Origin of the sequence: Phormidium yuhuli AB48 (assembly GCF_023983615.1) — a bacterium.
Classification (GTDB): Bacteria; Cyanobacteriota; Cyanobacteriia; order Cyanobacteriales; family Geitlerinemataceae; genus Sodalinema; species Sodalinema yuhuli.
Genome location: NZ_CP098611.1, coordinates 1,649,331 through 1,667,413, shown reverse-complemented (window position 1 = coordinate 1,667,413; position 18,083 = coordinate 1,649,331). Strand labels below are relative to the sequence as shown.

Below are 18,083 nucleotides of genomic sequence, written 5' to 3'. Positions count from 1 at the left end.
TCATCAAGTATTAACCATGTCCGAGTTATATGTGTCGTGGTCAGAGTATCATCGCACCGTCGAGCGTTTGGCCGTACAAATTTATCAATCTCACTGGGAATTTGACGAAATCATCTGTTTGGCCCGAGGAGGGTTGCGAGTTGGCGATACCCTATCCCGTATCTTTAACTGTCCCCTAGCCATTCTCTCCACCGCCTCCTATGGGGGCCCAGAGGGCCGGGAACAGGGGGAGGTGATTGTCTCCCGCTCCCTCTCGATGACCACATCGCAACTGGGACAGCGGTTGCTGATTGTGGATGATTTGGTGGATTCGGGGGATTCCCTCAAAGCGGTGTTGGCCTGGCTATATGACCATTATGGTCAGCACATTTCAGAACTGAGGACGGCGGTCTTATGGTGTAAAGCCTGCGCGACTTTTACCCCAGATTATTATGTCCGCTATTTGGAGGATAATCCCTGGATTCATCAGCCCTTTGAGTCCTATGAGAAAATGGATTTATCTACGTTGTCTGAGAATAATTAAGCCATAAGAAACCGAGTTTCTCCAAGAAACCCGGTTTCTGGATTCGAGGCCATAAGAAAGCAAGTTTCTCCAAGAAACCCGGTTTCTGAGATTCGACTGGTTGCCCCCTCCCAGTCTCCTAAGTATTTTTAATTACGTGTTATTACTAATGGTGTTTTCATGCAAACTAGACCCCAATGCGATCGCCGTCACAACCAACAGGTAAGCGCGATCGCATAGCAAATTTAAAGTTCTGGTTAAGATGAAAGAAATCGAAGCTAACTGGGTATAGAGATAAGGCGTATGACTGCCACACAAGTTCAACATCGGGGTTCCAATGTTCAGGAGATTGCCAACCGTATCTTTGAATCTCACCGGATCACCCGAGCCGATCAGTCCATCTTCATGAGGAGTCTGCTCTCCAAATCCTCCCTCAGCCATGAAGAAGAAACAATTATTAACAAAGTCTTTGAAGAACTCAAGCGGGGCGTACTGCGCGTTGTTGACTAGGCACAAAGTCCACCCCTATCCGGTTCTATCTATGGTACAGACAAAACGACACCCCGGTTTCTCAGCAACCGGGGTGTTTTGTCACGCACAGTCAATCCGGGATTATTGAGCCTCAGCGACGGGTTCATAGAGGTACTCAAACCAGTTCCCATCGAGATCGCGACCATAAAACGAGGCGGTTCCATCTCGGTGTTCGTGAACCTCGCTGACGTGAACCCCATCCGCCTTGAGTTGACGATAGGCCGACTCCATTTCAGCGCGATCGCCAAAAATAAAGCCGAAGTGAGGGCCCGCCTGGTCATAATTGGGACTCAACAACGCCAAGCCATCCTCTCCCGCCTTGAGATAGGCCCAGTCCGTATCCTTCCAAACCAGCGTCATCCCCAGATTTTCATAAAACGCGGCCGCCTTGGGGATATCTTGCACACAAATGGCCACATGTCCCAGTCGTTTGAGCTGCATAGTCTAAATTTTGTTAGCGTAACCCACATGATCTAGTGTACGGCGGTTATTCTGTGAGTGAGCCTTTCCCGTGACACGATGTTTGATATTGCCAATCTTCCCTATTGGATCTTCCTAGCCGCCGGGATTCTCCTGTTTGTCGTCTCCATCTCCATCGGGGGTGAAGATGAACTCGATGGCGATGGCTTTGATATCCCCATTTTAGGCTGGCTTGGCATTGGCCAGGTTCCCCTGATGCTGCTGCTGGCGGCAGACTTAAGCCTTTGGGGCCTCTTTGGCTGGGTGGCTACCGCCGTCTTGGGGGTTCCTGGAAGTCCCCTGGATTGGCTGGTGTTTGTCACTACCGGAGGGGTCAGTGTTTTTCTCGGGGGTGCGATCGCCCGGCCCCTGGGCCGCCTCTTTTTCGCCAGTTTTAGTGAAGACTCCAGCAGCGATCGCCTGGTGGGATGTTTAGGAACCGTCAATTCTCCTCAACTTCCCCGTCAAGGCGATGGTAAAGTCGGCCAAGTGGATGTCGTCGATCCCTCGAAAAACCTAGTTACGGTCAACGTCGTGATTCCCGACGAGGCGGAAATTGTCCCCCAGCGAGGAGATACAGTCTTAATTGTGGAACATTGTCCCGACTACTATCTCGCCCTCGTCCATAACTCCATCGACTGCGATCGCTGGCTCGGTTCTACAAATACCCCTTAACAGGATAGATAATTATGCTGTACTGGTTAACCCTTCTCCAACACCTATCCACCACCACCCCCAACACCACCACCGTCGAGATCACCCCCCCGACTCCTCTCAACGCCGCTACCGTTCCCCCACCAGTTCCCGAACCCCCCACAGCAGCTTACTCCGATCACTCCGAAACCCCACCCGTCATCATCGCAGACCTAGCCCACGAGAATGATTATCGAGAACTGCGCCAAGAGGTCCAGGAGGAGGCGGAACTCCCCGTTATTTATAGTCAAACCGGTTCCCTGATTCTCGGCGGAACCGCCGCCGGTATCGTGGGGATTATCGTTCTCATTTTGTTGGGCTTTTGGGCCTACACCCGCGTCTATCAAATTACCCCCAATAACGAAGCCTTTGTTCGGACTGGGGGCTTCCTGGCCAAGAAAAACTCCGTCATTCTCTATGGAGGCTGTATCGTTCTCCCCGGCTTCCATGAACTGACGCGGGTTCCCATGCGGGAGATTACCATCAACGTCGAACGTACCGGAAACCTCGCCGTTCGCACCCAGGACTATTTACGGGCCAATATGCGGGTGACGTTTTATGTCTGCGTCAACCATGATGAACAGGATGTAAAAACCGCCGCCGCTCGTTTATCTCGGGATGGCAATATCTCCCCAGCGGATATTAAAGAAGCCCTGGAAACCCGGGCAGATGATGCTATTCGCGCTGCTGCAAAACGCAAAACCCTGGCAGAGATTGACTCCGACAAACTAGGCTTTGCTGATGAAGTCTTGAATTTGATTCAGCAAGACCTTAAAAAAGTTGGTTTAACCCTCAATAATATCGCCATTTCTGAAGTTGAAGAAAGCGATACTTATGATACCAATAACTTCTTTGATGCCCAAGGGGTGAGGCTGCGCACGGAGACCATCCAGAAATCCATCAAGCAAAAAGAAGAAGTTGAACTGAAGACTGAGCAAGAACGGCGTCAATTTCAGTTACGCACAGAAGTTGCCATTAAGCAGCAGGAACTGAACGCCCGCAAAGAAGGATTAGAACTTGAGCGGGAGGAAGAAGAATCTCAACTGCAACAACAGCTTGAAGTGGAATCGATGCGGGCCCAACGGGCGCGAGAGATTCAGGAGTCGAAAGACCGAGAAGAAGCCAATCAAGAACGCAGTAAAATTTTGCAGCGTCAAGCGGTTGAGGAAGAAGAAATCGCCAAATCTCAGGCGGTTCAAGAAAAGCAAATCCTCTCGGCGATCGCCATCGAGGAACAACAGAAAAAACTCAAGGTGGCCCAAGCCTTGCAAAAACAAGAAGCCGAAATGGCTGAGATTAACCGGCAGAAAACCATCGACGCCAATCGCCTCAAAGCCCAAGTTGAAATCGCGGAAGCCGAACAACTCTCCGAGTTAGCCAAGCAAGAAACCGCCATCGCCATCGCCAAGAAAACCCAAGAACGCCTCGAAGCCGAAGCCATGCGGGCCCAAGCCGAGTCCGCCGTGGAAACCGCCATCGAACTCGAACGAGCGCAACGGAAACAACGCCTCTCGGCCCTGGCCGCCGAAGAAGCCGCCGAAAAACAACGCATTGCTGACAATAATGTGATTGAAATCGACGTCTTCCGTCGCCGTCGCCAAGCCGAAAGCGCCCGTCAAGCGGCAGAACTCGAAGCTGAGTCTATCCGCACCCTAGCGGCGGCGGAACGCGATCGCGCTCTCGCGGAAGCCGAAGGGATTGAAGCCAAAATCAAAGCCGAGAACGCCCTCAGCGATGCCAACCGCAACGCCGATTTGATTCGGGAAATCGCCCCCGAGTTAATCGAACGCCTCCCCGAACTCGCCAAATCCTTGGCCCCGCAGCCGGGGGTGTTGGGAGATGCCAAAATCTATGCTTTTCCCAATGGCAACAACGGCAATGGCAATCTCTCCCAGGATATTAGTAAGCTGATGCTCTCCACCAGTGGCCTGGGGTTAATCGAAAGCTTAACTCAAGAAGGAAAACTCGAAGCCTTGATGACGACTCTGGCACAACTGCTCAACAGCAACAACAGCGAAGGGGCAACCCCAGGGAAAACAGAATCCCCTCAAGTCTCTCCCGCCAAAGCCTCTAAGCCTCCTAGCGCCTCCCCGGGTGGAGGAAGCAGCCGTAGTTCCGCCATTAGCCAAACGCCCCCGGGCCGTAAAACTCGCCCAGAGAGTCCCCAAGCCTGAATCCCTGGCTAGACGACATTGGGGCGATCGCACTACCATTAACTCTGGTTGCAACAGAGGCGATCGCCCTGGCGCTCGTCCCTCAGCCAACCGATTTAACATGACCCTCATTGCCCCTGTCGTCACGCCCTTCGCGCAGCTGAGTCTGAATCAACACGCCATGAAAGAAATCTTAACCCTCGTTCCCGGGGGAATCGGTGACCAACTCTTGTTCTTCCCCACCCTGGAACAACTCAAACGTCACTACCCGGACTCGTTATTCAGTGTCGTCGTCGAACCCCGTGCCAAAGGGGCCTATCGTGCCAATAAATACTTTCATGAAGGGTCCCTCAACCTAATTCCCTTCGACTTCAAAGATCGCAACGGCCCCGCCGACTGGGGTAATCTCCTGGGAGTGGTGCGCGATCGCGAGTATGATGCCGTCTTATCCCTCGGTCGTCGTTGGACGGTGGGCCTACTCCTCTGGCTAACCGGGATTCCCCAGCGCGTTGGCTATGGCGAACCCGACAGTTTCTTCCTCACCCATCCCGTCCCCCTCAAACCCGAACAGTATGCCGCTCACATGTATCACGACTTAGTGCGTGGCCTAGGCATCCAGTCCCCCTGTCCCCCCATGGAGGTCACCCTATTAAAAGAGGATGTAGAGTGGTCAGAACAGCAGCAACAGCAGTTGGGTATCGCCGAGAGTGGCTATGTCCTGCTGCACGGCGGAGCCAGTCAGCTTGCCCAGCAAAAGGGATTAGATAAAATTTATCCCGTCGACAAATGGGCCACCGTCCTACAAGGAGTCCAACAGCGACAGCCCAATCTCCCCATTGTCGTCGCCTGCGGCCCCGATGATCGGGCCTTTGTACAAGAGTTAACCCGGGCCGTTCCCGGCTTAAAAACCATCTCCCCCCCCGACATCGGCAAACTCGCCGCCACCATCGCCGCCGCCAATCTCATGCTCTGCACCGACAGTGCCCCCATGCACCTGGCCGTGGCCCTACAAACCTACACCTATGCCCTCTTCGGGCCCACCGATCCCAAAAAACTCTTACCCGAAGGCGATCGCGCCCAAGGAATTGTCTCCCCAACCGGTAAAATAGCGGACATCGACCCCCAAACCATCCTAGACAACGTCTTTAGCTAACCCCCCCAGGAGGAGACCCCCTCTCCTCCCCCCTCCGTGTCCTCCGTGACTCCGTGGTTTGCCCTCCCCCCTCTTGCCCCTTGCCCCTTGCCTCTTGCCTCTCCCCCACCATGACCCCCGAAGGAACTTGGACCATCGCCGACGCAAAAACCCTACGGGGAACCCCCTATAAAGGAACCGTACAGATTTCCCGTATTGGGTCGGTTTATCAAATCTTCTGGTTGAGCGATCGCAGTAACTTTTCCGGTTTAGGCTTCTATCATGACAATCGCCTCTGTATCGGTTGGGGTTTAGACCCATCCTTCCGGGTTGTTGTCTATCGCATTCAGGAAGACGGAACCCTAGAGGGCCAATGGACCACCCCCCAGATGTTCGGCGACATTGGCAGCGAACGGGCCAGCGGTGAACTCTCCTCAGAGGTCGAAGGCCTCTATAACGTCTCTGGAACCTATCCCAACAAAAAACCCCCCTATAGCAACAGCATTGCCATTGCCAAGGGGGGGGAAATTTACCAACTCTCCAGCAGTGGCACCCCCAAGCTGAAAGGGATTGGCCTACGCAGCGGAGACTGGTTTGTCAGCAACTGGGGCTATAACAACAATTTTGGGGTCATGATTTATGAACTCGACCAAGATACAGCCATGGGACGTTGGACTCGTCCCGGCAGTGATCAGGTGGGCGTCGAGAAATTGTTAAAGATTTGTTAAGAAATTCCTACCCGGGCCCCAACAACAAATCAAATAAGCCGTCATCCAGTTCATAGCCCAAAAGTTGCGACATAGCTTTCAGGCGGGAACGGCTGGGAGAGCCTTGTTCCTCCAGCCAAGCGGCGATGACAAAAATCTTATTCATCAAGAAAATTTCCAGGGCCTCCGGGTTAAACTGAATCCCTTCAGTGCGATGGAACTCATGGGGAACCAACATGGCCACATAGCGAGCCAACTCCCCACTCGACCAATCCAGAAGCAAGGGGAGCCAGGGATAAGAAGCATCGAGACGGATAAACCAGAGACGGACTTCGGGAATCTCTGACAATTCTCGGGGGTCACTGGGGTCTCGGGGAATCTCAATCGTAAACCGTAGAGACTGCTCAGCCTCAGCGATCCCCGGCTTCAGGTGTTGGGCGATCGCCTCCCGGGCCGGGGTTAAATCCAAGGTTTCAAGGGTCGTTGCGTCGAGTTTAATCTCAGAACTGGACATGAACAGTGTTGCCTTTTAAAAATACCGGAGTAGGATAGTTTTTCGAGCCTACTCTCCTACGGTACTGTATCGAGTTTCCCTTGAGCTAGGGGCAAGTTCAGCCTGAGCCATCTCTCAAAAGTCGGTACGTTACAATGGATCACAAGCAGACTGAAAACGCCCCTTCCATAAGATAGATTTTTAAAGCCGGTGAATCCTTGTTGAGTCTAAATCCCGCAAGACGAATCACCCTTTCCCTGTTGATAGCAAGCCAAACACAGACTGATGAAACATGAGGCGATCGCCCTAAAACCCATCCGCTCTCTCCAAGACGCCCTCGATCGCTGCCAATCCCTGGGAATGAGATTGAGTCGTCAGCGTCGACTAATTCTAGAACTCCTCTGGGACGTGCAAGACCACCTCTGCGCCCGAGACATCTACGACCAACTGAGTCGAGCGGGCAAAGAGATTGGCTACACCTCCGTCTACCAGAACCTAGAAGCCCTATCGAGCCACGGTATCATCGAATGTATCGAACGTTCCGATGGCCGGCTCTATGGTAACATTAGTGACCCTCACAGCCATATCAATTGTCTCGATAGTCAGCAAATTCTCGATGTCTTTGTGGAACTGCCCCAAGACCTCATCGATCGCATTGAAGCCGAAAGCGGCGTTCGCATTACCGACTATCGCATCGACTTTTTTGGCTACCGCAACCCCAGCCCCGAGGTCACAGCCTCAAACGAGGCTTCAGAGACCCCCGACATCGACTCCAAGCCCTAGTCATCCCGATTTATGACAATCGCCCCCAAAGCCCCCATCAACCCCCCAGCAGCCCGAAAAGCTGCCAATCTCTCAATCCAGTTGATGTGGGTGGGCCTCGTCATGACCGGGGTCTTTATCCTGATTGCCCTATTGGCCCCCCTCCTGCAAGGAATGGGGCTAATTTCCAGTCCCACCGCCTTACTGGATTATCCCATCCACCAGCCTCCCTCAGCCGAGCATTGGTTTGGAACCACCCGCCTCGGCTACGATGTCTTTTCCCGCACCCTCTACGGCTCCCAGGCGGCCATACGGGTGGTGGTCTTAGCCACCCTCATGAGTATCCTCACCGGCGTTCCCCTGGGACTGGCCAGTGGCTATCTGGGGGGAAAACTCGATCGCCTGTTGCTGTTTGTGATGGATGTCATCTATACCCTTCCGGGGTTACTTCTATCCATCACCTTAGCCTTCGTGGTGGGCCGGGGCTTATTAAATGCCGCCCTGGCCCTGAGTATTGCCTATGTGCCGCAATACTATCGCGTGGTGCGCAACCACACCGTCAGCATTAAAACCGAGTTATACATCGAAGCCGCCCAAGCCATGGGGGCCTCGACTTGGCGGATTCTCTCCAAATATCTCTTTTTTAACGCCATTCAGACCGTCCCCGTTCTCTTCGCCCTCAACGCCGCCGATGCGATCGCCATCCTGGGAGGATTGGGCTTTCTCGGTTTAGGACTTCCCGAAGCCACCCCAGAATGGGGCAACGACCTACGCCAAGCCCTCGAAGCCCTCCCCACGGGGATTTGGTGGACGGCCCTATTTCCCGGCTTAGCCATGACCCTGATGGTCATTGGTCTATCCTTATTAGGAGAAGGGTTAAATGAGTTTGTTAACCCGAAACTGCGGCAAAATCGTTAACCCTCTCAGAAGTCATTGAACAGGGGGTAGGAACTCGTTGCATCAAGCGTTGCAGCAACTGGTCCGCATCCGCGACAATCTTGGGCCAAGCCGGACTCTGAGAACAGGGAACATGAAGAAAGAGGGCCTGGGTGGGTAAGCCAGCGGCCGCAATCCCTGACAACACCTGATAATAGGTAGCATTACAGACAAAGCGGCCCGCATGATAACTCACATCGGTATGCTCCAGGCCCGCCACTAACTCCCAAACGGGCATTGGCGTACAGTGAACCCCCGTCTCATGAACCGCTCGCCGTTCCAGCGTTAAGCGCGATCGCCCCTCAGCCATTCCCCCCAACAGCACCCAGGGGGGACGATACTCATGAATCGCCGCCAAGAGTTGGGCCGAGGCTTGCTGAGTATTCACTGGGAGTCGTCGCAGCAGACGGGCCGACTCCGGTAAACGACCCCGTCCCTGAAGTTCTAGCAACAGGTCATCACTAGAGTTACTGCGGTGGTGAGGTTTCCAGATATCGAAGGAGGACAACAACACGGGGTTAGGACTTCCCGGTTTAGACTCCGAGATGGGAGGAGGAGACTTGTGTCGGGGGAACAACGGTGGCAAGGGAATTTTTGACCTCAGGCACATCCTGACTAATTTTAACCATATTTTGGTAGTTATTTTGAGCCTTGAGTTCATACTCATAACGCTGTTGGGCTTCCTTATCCCCATAGAGGAAGGAAAATAGCCCAAACCGTCGCCCAGCGGTGACATCGGTTGCTTCGTGCATGAGGCTACAGGAGAAAATCACCGCCGAACCCAATCCGGGCCGGTAGAGATGATCCCCATATTCCGGGAACCGCAGATAACCCCCTTCATACTCTCCAGTATTGAGGTTAAGGGACATGGCAAAGCGTCGGTGAGCGGTTCCGCCGGTGGTATTATCCCGGTGAGGACGGAAATAGCCCCCGCGACTAGAATCATAGCCACCAATACGGTAGTCCTCCCGCCGGGTGATCTCAAAGGAAAAGGCTTTCTTCACTTCCGTAAACACTCGCCGTCGCATCACCCCATCGAGATACCGCAACAGGTTCATGTCTTTGATGAAGTGGTCGCGGCGGATTTTATGGGAGTAGTTAATCACGCCAATGGTTTTGTTCCCGTCCCGCCGCATGGAACCCGATTCACTGTTATCGCTTTCCCATAACTCAATCAGATGTTGACACATTTCTGGGGGAAGAACCCGGGGAATCAGTAACACAGGGGCCTGTTGACGGATTTCGCGCGGTTCTTCTTGGGGGAGTTGGGAAAGATCTTCAAAAATGGAAGCGATCGCCTGTTGCGGATCTCCTAAACTATAAATCCCCATGATTTTGAGGTTGCGATCTAAGAGAAAGGCGGTACGACTATAAATGGCATAGGGAGGTTGATCGGGGTCTTGACTCTCTTCGTTATAGAAAACCCCATATTTACGGCTGGTTTGTCCACTGACATCACTGAGAACCGGGAAGGTAATCTGTTCCCCATCTCGGAACTGTTTACGCTTTTCGGGATCATCTAAGCTGATACTCAACACATGAACCCTGAGGGCTTCAAATTGTCCCATCGCGGCCTGAAACTGATGGGCGACCGCTTGACAGTTGGGGTTACTATCGTTGGCATAGAAGAACAAAACGATAGGTCGGCCCACGAGATCGGCAATAATGACCGGTTCCCCATCGGGGGTGGGGAGTCCTAATAGGGGGGCGGGATCGCCAACACTCAGGGTTCGAGTTTGAAACGCCATTGTACTCAACCTAACTTAAAAATGACTATTCGTCTGGACTGTCGCAACGCCAGAATTACTGAGCCTATCAGACGCGCCATCCGCGTATAAGTTCCAGTTAAGGACTCCAGCCTGAGAAACGCTTCTGGAGAGGCCTTGTCTAGTTTTATACCATTTTTTCAGGGTTGGATGAGATGTTTTTGGGACTTGCGATATTTCTTAAGTTGTTGAGACCGCTGGAGGGGTTGATAGACGAGCAGGATGGCTAAGGGAACTCCAGTAATGACCGTGACCACCGACCAGAGTAAGACAAAGCCATCAGGACGCAGGAGAGAGCCTAAACTAATCCCAAAGGCTACCGTGGACATGGGCAGGGCGATCGCCATAAAATCGTCAAAGCCTCGACGGTGCATATAGCGGAAGGTTTCGACAATTCCCCAAATCATCAAAGCGGGAATAGTTGCAAACAACAAACCAATGAGCATCATTAATCCCAGGAACATTACCCCAGTCATGGCCCAGTCCACCATCACATTCACCAAAGCCATGAGTTGAAACAACATGGCGGCGATCGCAATTGGCAGAAGAACTGAGAGCCAAATGACGCGGGAGAGTGGTTTATCCTCAAATAGATCCCAGGGCGATGGGGACTCATCCGGAGAGTTGGGCCCCGCTAAGGCTCCCGCTGGGTTGGTGTCCACTGAGGCTTGCTCCTGGGACGTTTGACCCTGAACCTGGGTTTGCTCCGCCGGGGACGACGGCTGAGACTGGGATGAACGGGTCTGTGGATTCTGGGTCATGATGCAAGGGTCCCCATAGTGACGACGAGGTGGCGAATCGAAGATGGCCCGACTGGGGCGATCGCGCTCCGCTTAAAGTTTATCAATGCTCTGGGCCAGGGAGTTCGCCAAGCCTAAAATCGCCCCCCACCAAATATGAACCCCAAAGGAGAGAACGGTCGCTGAGACAAACAACACCCCGAGCCGTTTCAGGGGTAAGCTGGGCAGACGAACGGGAGCGGGAGCGGTTTTGACAGTGACGGCAAGTTCCAAGGTCTGAGGTTCGGCATTACTTTCAAAGACCAGGCGACGTTCATAGACGGCATTTGCCACCAGTTTACCGGTATTCGCCCGCACCCGACATAACACCTGTTCCCCCTCCACGGGATCGGGAGTTACCCGTAGCCAATGATGTTTCCCGGGGCGACTGGGGGGGTCTTTGGGATGGGGAAGAACCCGCCAACGCCCTTGTAAGACCGTATCGGGCACTGGATTTTTTAACATCACCGTTTCGGCAATCTGTTCCCCCAAACGGCTAGCTTCCAATACCACAGAATCGGGCTTAGCGACTACTTTAGGGACACGATTGACATAAATGGGGTGCAAGGCGGCTAACGCTTCTTCAGCGTTCTTATAGCGGTCGTTCGGTGAAGGTTGAACGAGGGTTTGCAGCCACTCCACCCAGCGCAAACTGAGTTTAGGAACCCGAGGGGCGAAATCAATGCTGTAGCGATCGTCCATCAACTCGCCAATGTCCTGGGAGGGGGTTCCAGTTAGGAGACAAATTAAGGTTGCCCCCACGCCATAGAGGTCTGAGGCTTCGGTGAGGGGGCGATTAAAGAGTTGTTCCGGGGGCATAAAGCCCAGGGTTCCTTTGACGACACTACTCATAGCCACGTCCCCCTCGCCAATCCGGGCAAAGCCAAAATCGACGAGATAGACCTCTAACCCTTTTGAGCTGGGGGCTTCGGAGACTAAAACATTTTCTGGCTTAATATCTCGGTGGATGACCGGGGGGATGCGATTTTGTAGATAGACAAGAATCTCTAGGAGGGCGATCGCAATCTCTTTCACCTCCTCCGGGGAAAAACTCCGAGTTTGAGCCAGGGAGGGGGCGGGTTTATACTCTTGCACCAAGCAAAAGCCGTTCTCGGTTTCAAAGGAATCCAAATAGCGGGGAATCCCAGGATGTTCTAGGCCCTTCAAGACCTGAATTTCCCGTTCGCAACTATCATAGGCCGACCATTGGGCGGCATCACCAAAGAGAAATTGTTTTAAGACCACAGGAGCGGGGGAGGACTCCTGTTTAGCCAGATAGGTAATCCGTCCACCGGCTCGGTTATGGCCGAGTTGGCGTTGGACGTGATAGCCCCTGGCGGCGAATTGGGGAAATTGGCTCATGGGAACAGCAAACGAGTCCTGGGACAAAGTCGGTCGAGAATCAGACATGGTTAGTTCCATTGTGGCACTTTTCTCTAAGTACCTCGACTCCCCCGAGCGATCGGGATCTTAGACCCCCACCCCTTCCACGGCTTCTGACTCCACCCGAGCTGGTTCTGGGGCCTGAGGTGACGGAGTTTCACCGCCGCCGCCTGAGGCACTATCCCCCGGTAGCCAGTGGATGAAGGGAAGGGGGAGGAGGGTGCTGAGATTGGTTAGGGTGACTAACAGCCAAAGATTCTCGAAGTTGGATTCACTGATGTTGAGCCAGTGCATCAGAACGGCTCCCAACTCGTAGGACACCATCCCGGCAATGTTGGAGATGGACATCAACACGGCAAACAGGGTCGCTTCCACGCCACTGGGACAGAGACGGGCCGCTAGGACGAGAACCGGCATAAAGGCCAGTTGTCCCATGACCGTGAGAATGAGACTATCCCCGAGGCTAAACCAATGGTCATCAATGCCGATCGCCCGGTTGGCATGAGTGACCAGTAATAAGGCACTCATCCCTAACACCGCCGAGAGAATGGTAGTCCAGAGAAAAATCTTGCGAAAGGCAACGGCTTTGAAGAAACGCTGAAATAGCCAAATCCCCACCAGGGAGGCCAGACTGGTCACCAGACGCACTCGTCCTAGGAACTCCGGTTGGAAGCCTAATTCGTTGGTGGTGAAATAGAAAAAGGCTGAGTCGGCGGTGGGGGTGGCTTGCCAGAGGAAGATAAAGGCCGTGGGAAGCCAGATGGATTTTTGGGAAATGGCGGCTTTGAGTTGCTGAACTTGCCGGGTTACGCCACTGAAGTCGGGGCGATCTCCCGTCGGTTGTTCGGCAATGAGCCAAGACACCCCGGAGACAATCAGGGGAAAGGTTGCGGTAATCAGGAAGATACTGCGGCTGCTGAAGATTTCTAGCAGGGAACCGCTGAGATAGGCGGTAATCAGACCCCCAATGGCGGAGGCGGCCCAGGTGATGGACTGGAGAGACCCCGCATCACTTTGGGATTCTTTACGGGCCCGTTCCACCACCAGGGAATCGGCAATGACATCGCTGAAGGCCACCGAGAGGGACCCTAGGGAAATAGCGGCGATCGCCTGCCAGGGACGGTCGACAACGGTCGCCAACAGGAGCCAGGATAGGGTTCCCAGCAATCCTGAGAGAATCAGATAGGGACGGCGACGATAGCCGAAAATCGGTAGGCCATCGGAGATGAAGCCAAACAAGGGCTTAATCATCCAGGGAAGTGCCACAATCCCCAACAAGGCCGAGGTTTCAGCAGGACTGAGACCGAGATCGTCTTTGAGGAAAAAACTCACCGCCAAACGAGCTAAGCCGAGGATTCCCTGGACAAAGTAAACCAGGAGGATGGCAATGAGTTCTGGGCTTGGCTCATTGCCAAACAGGAGTTTATCCCGTAAGAACTCTTTGAAACCCTCCAAGCGAGAGGATGAAACGAGCATAACGTAATAAATCTTAATGATTGCCTTAACTCTATATTAGCGAGGCGATCGCCCTTGAGGCCCCAGACTGGGGACGGTTAACCGTCCGTCGGCCCAATTGGGGGGAGACAACTAAACAGGATGATAGAAAAACGCCACACTCACCACCAGATAGGTGGCTAACAATAACACCCCTTCGAGCCAGTCCGAACGGCCATCGGAACTGACGGAGTTGGCCAACACCACCGCCACCACCACGGCCACCAATTCAAAGGGATTGAAGTTTAAATCCATGGGTTGACCGAACAGCCAACCGGCTAACACCAGGACTGGGCCGACAAACAGAGCAATCTGCAAACTGGACCCCATGGCCACGGCCATGGATAAATCCATCTTGTTTTTCATCGCGACGGTGACGGCGGTAGCGTGTTCGGCGGCGTTACCGATGATGGGGACGAGAATCACCCCAGTGAACAGGGGGGTGAAGCCGAGAGATTCTGTGGCCAGTTCCAGGGACCCCACCAACAACTCGGACTCATAGGCGACAGCGAGGGTACAGAGAAGCAAGACCCCAGACCATAACCAGGGATTGGGGGACTCGCCCGCTTCTCCAGACTCTAATTCATTTTCCGCTTCTCCCACATCACAGAGATAGGCGTGGGTTTTCATGGAAAACAGCAGGGTTAGGCCATAGACAATGATGAGAATCACCGCCACGATGCTGGAGAGTTTCTGAATCGTCAGTTCCGGGATACCGTGGGAGGTGGCGACGACGGCGGTGGGAACGAGGATGGCCACGGTGGCTAGGTTCATCACCGAGGCGTTGAGGCGAGCGATGACGGGTTGGAAGTTTTGGGATTTATAGCGAATTCCTCCGAGAAACATGGAAAATCCCATAACGAGTAGGAGGTTACTGATGATTGAGCCGGTAATGCTGGCTTTGACGACTTCGATTAGGCCGGCCCGCAGGGCAATGAGGGCGATAATCAGTTCAGTGGCGTTGCCAAAGGTGGCGTTGAGGAGTCCTCCGAGGGTGGGGCCGACGACGACGGCCAGTTCTTCGGTGGCGGTTCCCATCCAGGCGGCCAGGGGGATGATGGCGATGGCGGCGGTGAGGAAAATGATGCTGGCATCCCAATGCAGCCATTCGGCGGCGATGGAGATGGGGAGGAAGGTGAGGAGGAGGGAGAGAATTAAAGTTTTCATGATAAGGGCAAAAGGCAATAGGCAAAAGGCAAGAGGGGGGAGAAGGCAAAAGGCATAACCCACCCCTGCCCCTCCCAGGAGGGGAACCCACCCCTGCCCCTCCCAGGAGGGGAACCCACCCCTGCCCCTCCCAGGAGGGGATTTTTCGCCCCTACCGGCCGGAACGCATCGCTTAGACCCGGGGCTTGCTGCAAGATGTCGCTGCGGTCAATTATGAAGGGTTAAGGGTTGATCCCCATTTGTTAACAGGCGATCGCCTAAAAATTATTCCCATTTTTATCACGTTAAGTGCAATGTTTCGTAACAAAAATTGTAGTAACGTCACTGAAAACTATTGAATTTCATTGCTAAAATGACCCTACAGGTTGACGGCCCCCAGCACGTCTCAGGCGATCGCTCAATTGGGGGCAGTCCTGTTAGAACTCCTGATAAGACTGCGGTTTCAATTCTTCGATACTGACCTCATTACGACGCTTTATTACCGTCCCTACCCCCTATGACCTTCACCTCTGACCCGATTTCCACAGATGCCTTGAACGCCAATCTAGAGCGTTCGGCGACACTGCCCCGGCAACAAACTGGAGTGTTTGTTACGGTTCATGGTCACTACTATCAACCCCCACGAGAAAATCCTTACTTGGATGCGATCGAACGACAACCCAGTGCTAGTCCCTTCCATGACTGGAATGAACGCATCCATGCAGAATGCTATCGCCCCAATGCCTTTGCTCGAGTCTTGAACGACCAAGGGGAGGTGGTGGAGATTGTCAACAATTACGAATATCTCAGCTTCAATATCGGGCCAACCCTGATGAATTGGATTGCTGGCCATGATCCCGAAGTCTATGAACGGATTATTGAGGGCGATCGCCACAGTTGCAAACGACTCGGGGGTCATGGGAATGCGATCGCCCAAGTCTACAACCACATCATCCTCCCTCTGGCCAATGCCCGGGACAAACGCACTCAAATCCGCTGGGGTAAGGCTGACTTCCAAAAACACTTTGGCCGCGATCCCGAGGGAATGTGGTTAGCGGAGACGGCCATCGACTATCCCACTGTGGAAGCCCTCATTAACGAAGGAATCCAATTTGTCGTCCTGGCCCCCTCTCAGGTGCAACGCTGTCGCCCCATGGCTACTGAGGACAATCCTGACCCCACCTGGTACGAAGTCGGTGGCGGACAAATCGACCCCAGCCGTCCCTATCGCTGTTATCTCAAGGATGCTGAAGGACGGCCCGACGCTGAACGGCCCTATCTGGATGTCTTCTTCTATGACGGGCCCATCTCTCGGGATATGGGCTTCAATGATGTCCTCGAAAGTGCCTATAATTTCGCCGGCCGTCTGGAAATCGCCATTCATGGGGACCATCGCCCGGCTCAAATTATCTCCGTCGCCACCGACGGCGAAACCTTTGGCCACCACAAACGGGACAAAGAAAAATGCGTCGCTTACTGCCTAACCCAGGAATTTCCCAATCGGGGCTGGACGGTCACCAACTTTGCCCATTATCGCAGCGTTAACCCCCCCACCTGGGAATGTGAACTCAAACCCGTCACCGCCTGGAGTTGTTCTCACGGCGTCGATCGCTGGCAGGATGACTGTGGCTGTGGCGGCGGCGGCGGAACCCAGCAAAAATGGCGGCGGCCCCTGCGGGATGCCCTCGATTGGGTTCGCGATCGCCTCGAAGAGGTCTACACTCGCGAAGGGGGTCGTCTGCTGCGAGATCCCTGGACAGCTCGCGATGAATATATCAGCATTTTGGGCGATCGCAGTCGTGAGAATGTGGCCGAGTTCCTGCGTCAGCATCAAGTGCGAGAACTCACCGCCAGTGAACAAATCGACGCCCTACGCCTCCTGGAAATGCAGCGTCACACCCTGCTGATGTACACCAGTTGCGGCTGGTTCTTCGAGGAAATCTCCCGTCCTGAAGGAACCCAAATCCTCCGCTATGCCGCTCGGGCGATCGAACTGGCGAGCCAAATCACCGGACAGGATATCGAACCGGAATTTATCGCCCAACTGGCCGCCGCTCCCTCCAACGTCCCCTTCTTTGGCGATGGTGCTGCCGTCTATCGCCATAACGTCAAACCCAACCAGGTCAGCATTGAACAGATTGCCGCTCATTATGCCATCAGTTCCCTGTTTAAGACCTATCAACCGGAACATCGCGTCTATTGCTACCAAGCCCGACAACTGGACTATCAACTGCAACACCTGGGAACCCTCACCCTAGCGGTGGGCCAAGCGGAGTTTAGTTCCGAGATTACCTGGGAATCGGTCCATCTGACCTTTGCCGTCTTACATTTAGGCGGATTGGACTTCCATTGCTGTGTTCAGCCCTTCTCCGGCCGTCTGGAGTACCGCAACATGAAGGAAGCCCTATTTACCGCCCTGGAGTCCGCCAGTGCCGCTCAGACGATTCTGGCTATGAACCGTCACCTGAATGGCCAAACCTTTGGCCTTTCGGATCTGTTCGCCGAAGAAGAAGAACGGATTATTCACCAATTAGAACGGCAAACCCTGAAACGACTCGATCGCCTCTATGGACAGGTCTATCGCGATAACTATGGCGTTCTCAAAGCCCTACAACGCAATCATCTCAACGTTCCCCGGGAACTCCAGGTGGCGGCTGAAATCGCTCTCAATCAACGCTGTTTAGAGGCTGTTCGCGGTTTAGTCGAGCAACTCAATCGCCTGGATGAGCAACCCGTCAAAGTCGACTATTGGATGGAATTAACTGCCATTGCCATTGAAGCCCAAACCATGAACTGTCATCTCAAGGTTCCTGAGGCGAAACAGTCCCTGGAACAGTTGATTTGGCGGGCCTTGTGGCATCTGTTGCATCGCAGCGACGATGACCGGGGACCGGCCTCTCGTGAGGAAGGAATCGCTCAGATTACCAAATTGGTTGAAATCGGCGACAGCCTGCAATTGGGGTTAGCCCTCGATCGCATCCAGGAACTCTATTATGCCTGGCTCAAGGGGGCGATCGAAGACAACGCTCTCGCCGCCGATGACCAGGATCTGCTCAAACTAGGGAAGGTGCTGAACGTCGATACCCATGTTTGGCTACGGTAAAACCCGGTCATAGAAGAGGTCAGGGGTCCCAAGATGAGGTTCAC

General features: G+C 53.8%; 17 protein-coding genes. 9 read left to right on the top strand and 8 right to left on the bottom strand.

What is annotated here, in order from left to right:
- Window positions 1-16: 16 nt before the first annotated feature.
- A complete protein-coding gene (locus NEA10_RS07175) occupies window positions 17-523 on the top strand; it encodes a phosphoribosyltransferase (RefSeq protein ID WP_252664646.1) in 507 nt (168 codons plus the stop codon).
- A 282-nt stretch (window positions 524-805) separates the two neighbouring features.
- Window positions 806-1,012, top strand: coding sequence for a hypothetical protein (locus NEA10_RS07170; protein WP_252664645.1), 207 nt, complete (start codon window positions 806-808; stop codon window positions 1,010-1,012).
- Between the two features lie 102 nt (window positions 1,013-1,114).
- Here NEA10_RS07170 and NEA10_RS07165 read toward each other — a convergent pair whose 3' ends face one another.
- Window positions 1,115-1,474: a VOC family protein gene (locus NEA10_RS07165; RefSeq protein ID WP_252664644.1), complete on the bottom strand. Its 360-nt coding sequence runs from the start codon at window positions 1,472-1,474 to the stop codon at window positions 1,115-1,117.
- Between the two features lie 78 nt (window positions 1,475-1,552).
- Between NEA10_RS07165 and NEA10_RS07160 the strand changes: the two genes are divergently transcribed.
- From NEA10_RS07160 to NEA10_RS07145, 4 genes are all read left to right on the top strand, one after another.
- Window positions 1,553-2,167, top strand: coding sequence for an OB-fold-containig protein (locus NEA10_RS07160; protein WP_252664643.1), 615 nt, complete (start codon window positions 1,553-1,555; stop codon window positions 2,165-2,167).
- A gap of 14 nt (window positions 2,168-2,181) precedes the next feature.
- The gene (locus NEA10_RS07155) at window positions 2,182-4,359 is read left to right on the top strand and encodes a flotillin family protein (RefSeq protein WP_252664642.1); all 2,178 of its coding nucleotides are present in this window, start codon (window positions 2,182-2,184) and stop codon (window positions 4,357-4,359) included.
- A gap of 160 nt (window positions 4,360-4,519) precedes the next feature.
- On the top strand, window positions 4,520-5,491 hold the full coding sequence (locus NEA10_RS07150; protein WP_252664641.1) for a glycosyltransferase family 9 protein: 972 nt from the start codon (window positions 4,520-4,522) through the stop codon (window positions 5,489-5,491).
- Window positions 5,492-5,571: 80 nt separating this feature from the next.
- The gene (locus NEA10_RS07145; RefSeq protein ID WP_252664640.1) at window positions 5,572-6,198 is read left to right on the top strand and encodes a hypothetical protein; all 627 of its coding nucleotides are present in this window, start codon (window positions 5,572-5,574) and stop codon (window positions 6,196-6,198) included.
- A gap of 7 nt (window positions 6,199-6,205) precedes the next feature.
- On the opposite strand, the gene NEA10_RS07140 is transcribed toward NEA10_RS07145, so the two are convergent.
- A complete protein-coding gene (locus NEA10_RS07140; RefSeq protein WP_252664639.1) occupies window positions 6,206-6,691 on the bottom strand; it encodes a CRR6 family NdhI maturation factor in 486 nt (161 codons plus the stop codon).
- Between the two features lie 264 nt (window positions 6,692-6,955).
- Between NEA10_RS07140 and NEA10_RS07135 the strand changes: the two genes are divergently transcribed.
- Both NEA10_RS07135 and NEA10_RS07130 read left to right on the top strand, forming a co-directional pair.
- On the top strand, window positions 6,956-7,453 hold the full coding sequence (locus NEA10_RS07135) for a Fur family transcriptional regulator (RefSeq protein ID WP_252664638.1): 498 nt from the start codon (window positions 6,956-6,958) through the stop codon (window positions 7,451-7,453).
- 84 nt (window positions 7,454-7,537) lie between these two features.
- The gene (locus NEA10_RS07130; protein ID WP_252665309.1) at window positions 7,538-8,350 is read left to right on the top strand and encodes an ABC transporter permease; all 813 of its coding nucleotides are present in this window, start codon (window positions 7,538-7,540) and stop codon (window positions 8,348-8,350) included.
- Here the strand turns inward: NEA10_RS07130 and NEA10_RS07125 are convergent.
- The 6 genes from NEA10_RS07125 to cax form a co-directional block, all read right to left on the bottom strand.
- Window positions 8,322-8,882, bottom strand: a complete 561-nt coding sequence (locus NEA10_RS07125) for a pyroglutamyl-peptidase I family protein (RefSeq protein ID WP_252664637.1) — start codon at window positions 8,880-8,882, stop codon at window positions 8,322-8,324. The genes NEA10_RS07130 and NEA10_RS07125 overlap by 29 nt on opposite strands.
- 19 nt (window positions 8,883-8,901) lie before the next feature.
- Window positions 8,902-10,116, bottom strand: coding sequence for a redoxin domain-containing protein (locus tag NEA10_RS07120; protein ID WP_252664636.1), 1,215 nt, complete (start codon window positions 10,114-10,116; stop codon window positions 8,902-8,904).
- A 158-nt stretch (window positions 10,117-10,274) separates the two neighbouring features.
- Window positions 10,275-10,895 carry a hypothetical protein gene (locus tag NEA10_RS07115; RefSeq protein WP_252664635.1) on the bottom strand — a complete coding sequence of 207 codons (621 nt, stop codon included), beginning with the start codon at window positions 10,893-10,895 and terminating at the stop codon, window positions 10,275-10,277.
- A gap of 72 nt (window positions 10,896-10,967) precedes the next feature.
- Window positions 10,968-12,323, bottom strand: a complete 1,356-nt coding sequence (locus tag NEA10_RS07110; protein WP_252664634.1) for a serine/threonine protein kinase — start codon at window positions 12,321-12,323, stop codon at window positions 10,968-10,970.
- Window positions 12,324-12,383: 60 nt separating this feature from the next.
- Window positions 12,384-13,772 (bottom strand): folate/biopterin family MFS transporter, encoded by a 1,389-nt coding sequence (locus tag NEA10_RS07105; protein ID WP_252664633.1) that lies wholly within the window; start codon window positions 13,770-13,772, stop codon window positions 12,384-12,386.
- A gap of 111 nt (window positions 13,773-13,883) precedes the next feature.
- Complete coding sequence (gene cax / locus NEA10_RS07100) at window positions 13,884-14,957, bottom strand: calcium/proton exchanger (protein WP_252664632.1); 1,074 nt, start codon at window positions 14,955-14,957, stop codon at window positions 13,884-13,886.
- Between the two features lie 496 nt (window positions 14,958-15,453).
- Here cax and NEA10_RS07095 point away from each other — a divergent pair, with 496 nt between their 5' ends.
- Entirely contained in the window at window positions 15,454-18,039 is a 2,586-nt protein-coding gene (locus tag NEA10_RS07095; RefSeq protein ID WP_252664631.1) for a DUF3536 domain-containing protein, read from the top strand.
- Window positions 18,040-18,083 lie beyond the last annotated feature (44 nt).

What these genes read in the sequence shown, in the direction of transcription:
- NEA10_RS07110 (WP_252664634.1), bottom strand. Translation starts at nt 12,323, where the DNA reads ATGTCTGATTCTCGACCGACTTTGTCCCAGGACTCGTTTGCTGTTCCC.
- NEA10_RS07120 (WP_252664636.1), bottom strand. Translation starts at nt 10,116, where the DNA reads ATGGCGTTTCAAACTCGAACCCTGAGTGTTGGCGATCCCGCCCCCCTA.
- NEA10_RS07160 (WP_252664643.1), top strand. Translation starts at nt 1,553, where the DNA reads ATGTTTGATATTGCCAATCTTCCCTATTGGATCTTCCTAGCCGCCGGG.
- NEA10_RS07140 (WP_252664639.1), bottom strand. Translation starts at nt 6,691, where the DNA reads ATGTCCAGTTCTGAGATTAAACTCGACGCAACGACCCTTGAAACCTTG.
- NEA10_RS07115 (WP_252664635.1), bottom strand. Translation starts at nt 10,895, where the DNA reads ATGACCCAGAATCCACAGACCCGTTCATCCCAGTCTCAGCCGTCGTCC.
- NEA10_RS07135 (WP_252664638.1), top strand. Translation starts at nt 6,956, where the DNA reads ATGAAACATGAGGCGATCGCCCTAAAACCCATCCGCTCTCTCCAAGAC.
- NEA10_RS07105 (WP_252664633.1), bottom strand. Translation starts at nt 13,772, where the DNA reads ATGCTCGTTTCATCCTCTCGCTTGGAGGGTTTCAAAGAGTTCTTACGG.
- NEA10_RS07175 (WP_252664646.1), top strand. Translation starts at nt 17, where the DNA reads ATGTCCGAGTTATATGTGTCGTGGTCAGAGTATCATCGCACCGTCGAG.
- NEA10_RS07130 (WP_252665309.1), top strand. Translation starts at nt 7,538, where the DNA reads ATGTGGGTGGGCCTCGTCATGACCGGGGTCTTTATCCTGATTGCCCTA.
- NEA10_RS07095 (WP_252664631.1), top strand. Translation starts at nt 15,454, where the DNA reads ATGACCTTCACCTCTGACCCGATTTCCACAGATGCCTTGAACGCCAAT.
- cax (WP_252664632.1), bottom strand. Translation starts at nt 14,957, where the DNA reads ATGAAAACTTTAATTCTCTCCCTCCTCCTCACCTTCCTCCCCATCTCC.
- NEA10_RS07165 (WP_252664644.1), bottom strand. Translation starts at nt 1,474, where the DNA reads ATGCAGCTCAAACGACTGGGACATGTGGCCATTTGTGTGCAAGATATC.
- NEA10_RS07150 (WP_252664641.1), top strand. Translation starts at nt 4,520, where the DNA reads ATGAAAGAAATCTTAACCCTCGTTCCCGGGGGAATCGGTGACCAACTC.
- NEA10_RS07170 (WP_252664645.1), top strand. Translation starts at nt 806, where the DNA reads ATGACTGCCACACAAGTTCAACATCGGGGTTCCAATGTTCAGGAGATT.
- NEA10_RS07155 (WP_252664642.1), top strand. Translation starts at nt 2,182, where the DNA reads ATGCTGTACTGGTTAACCCTTCTCCAACACCTATCCACCACCACCCCC.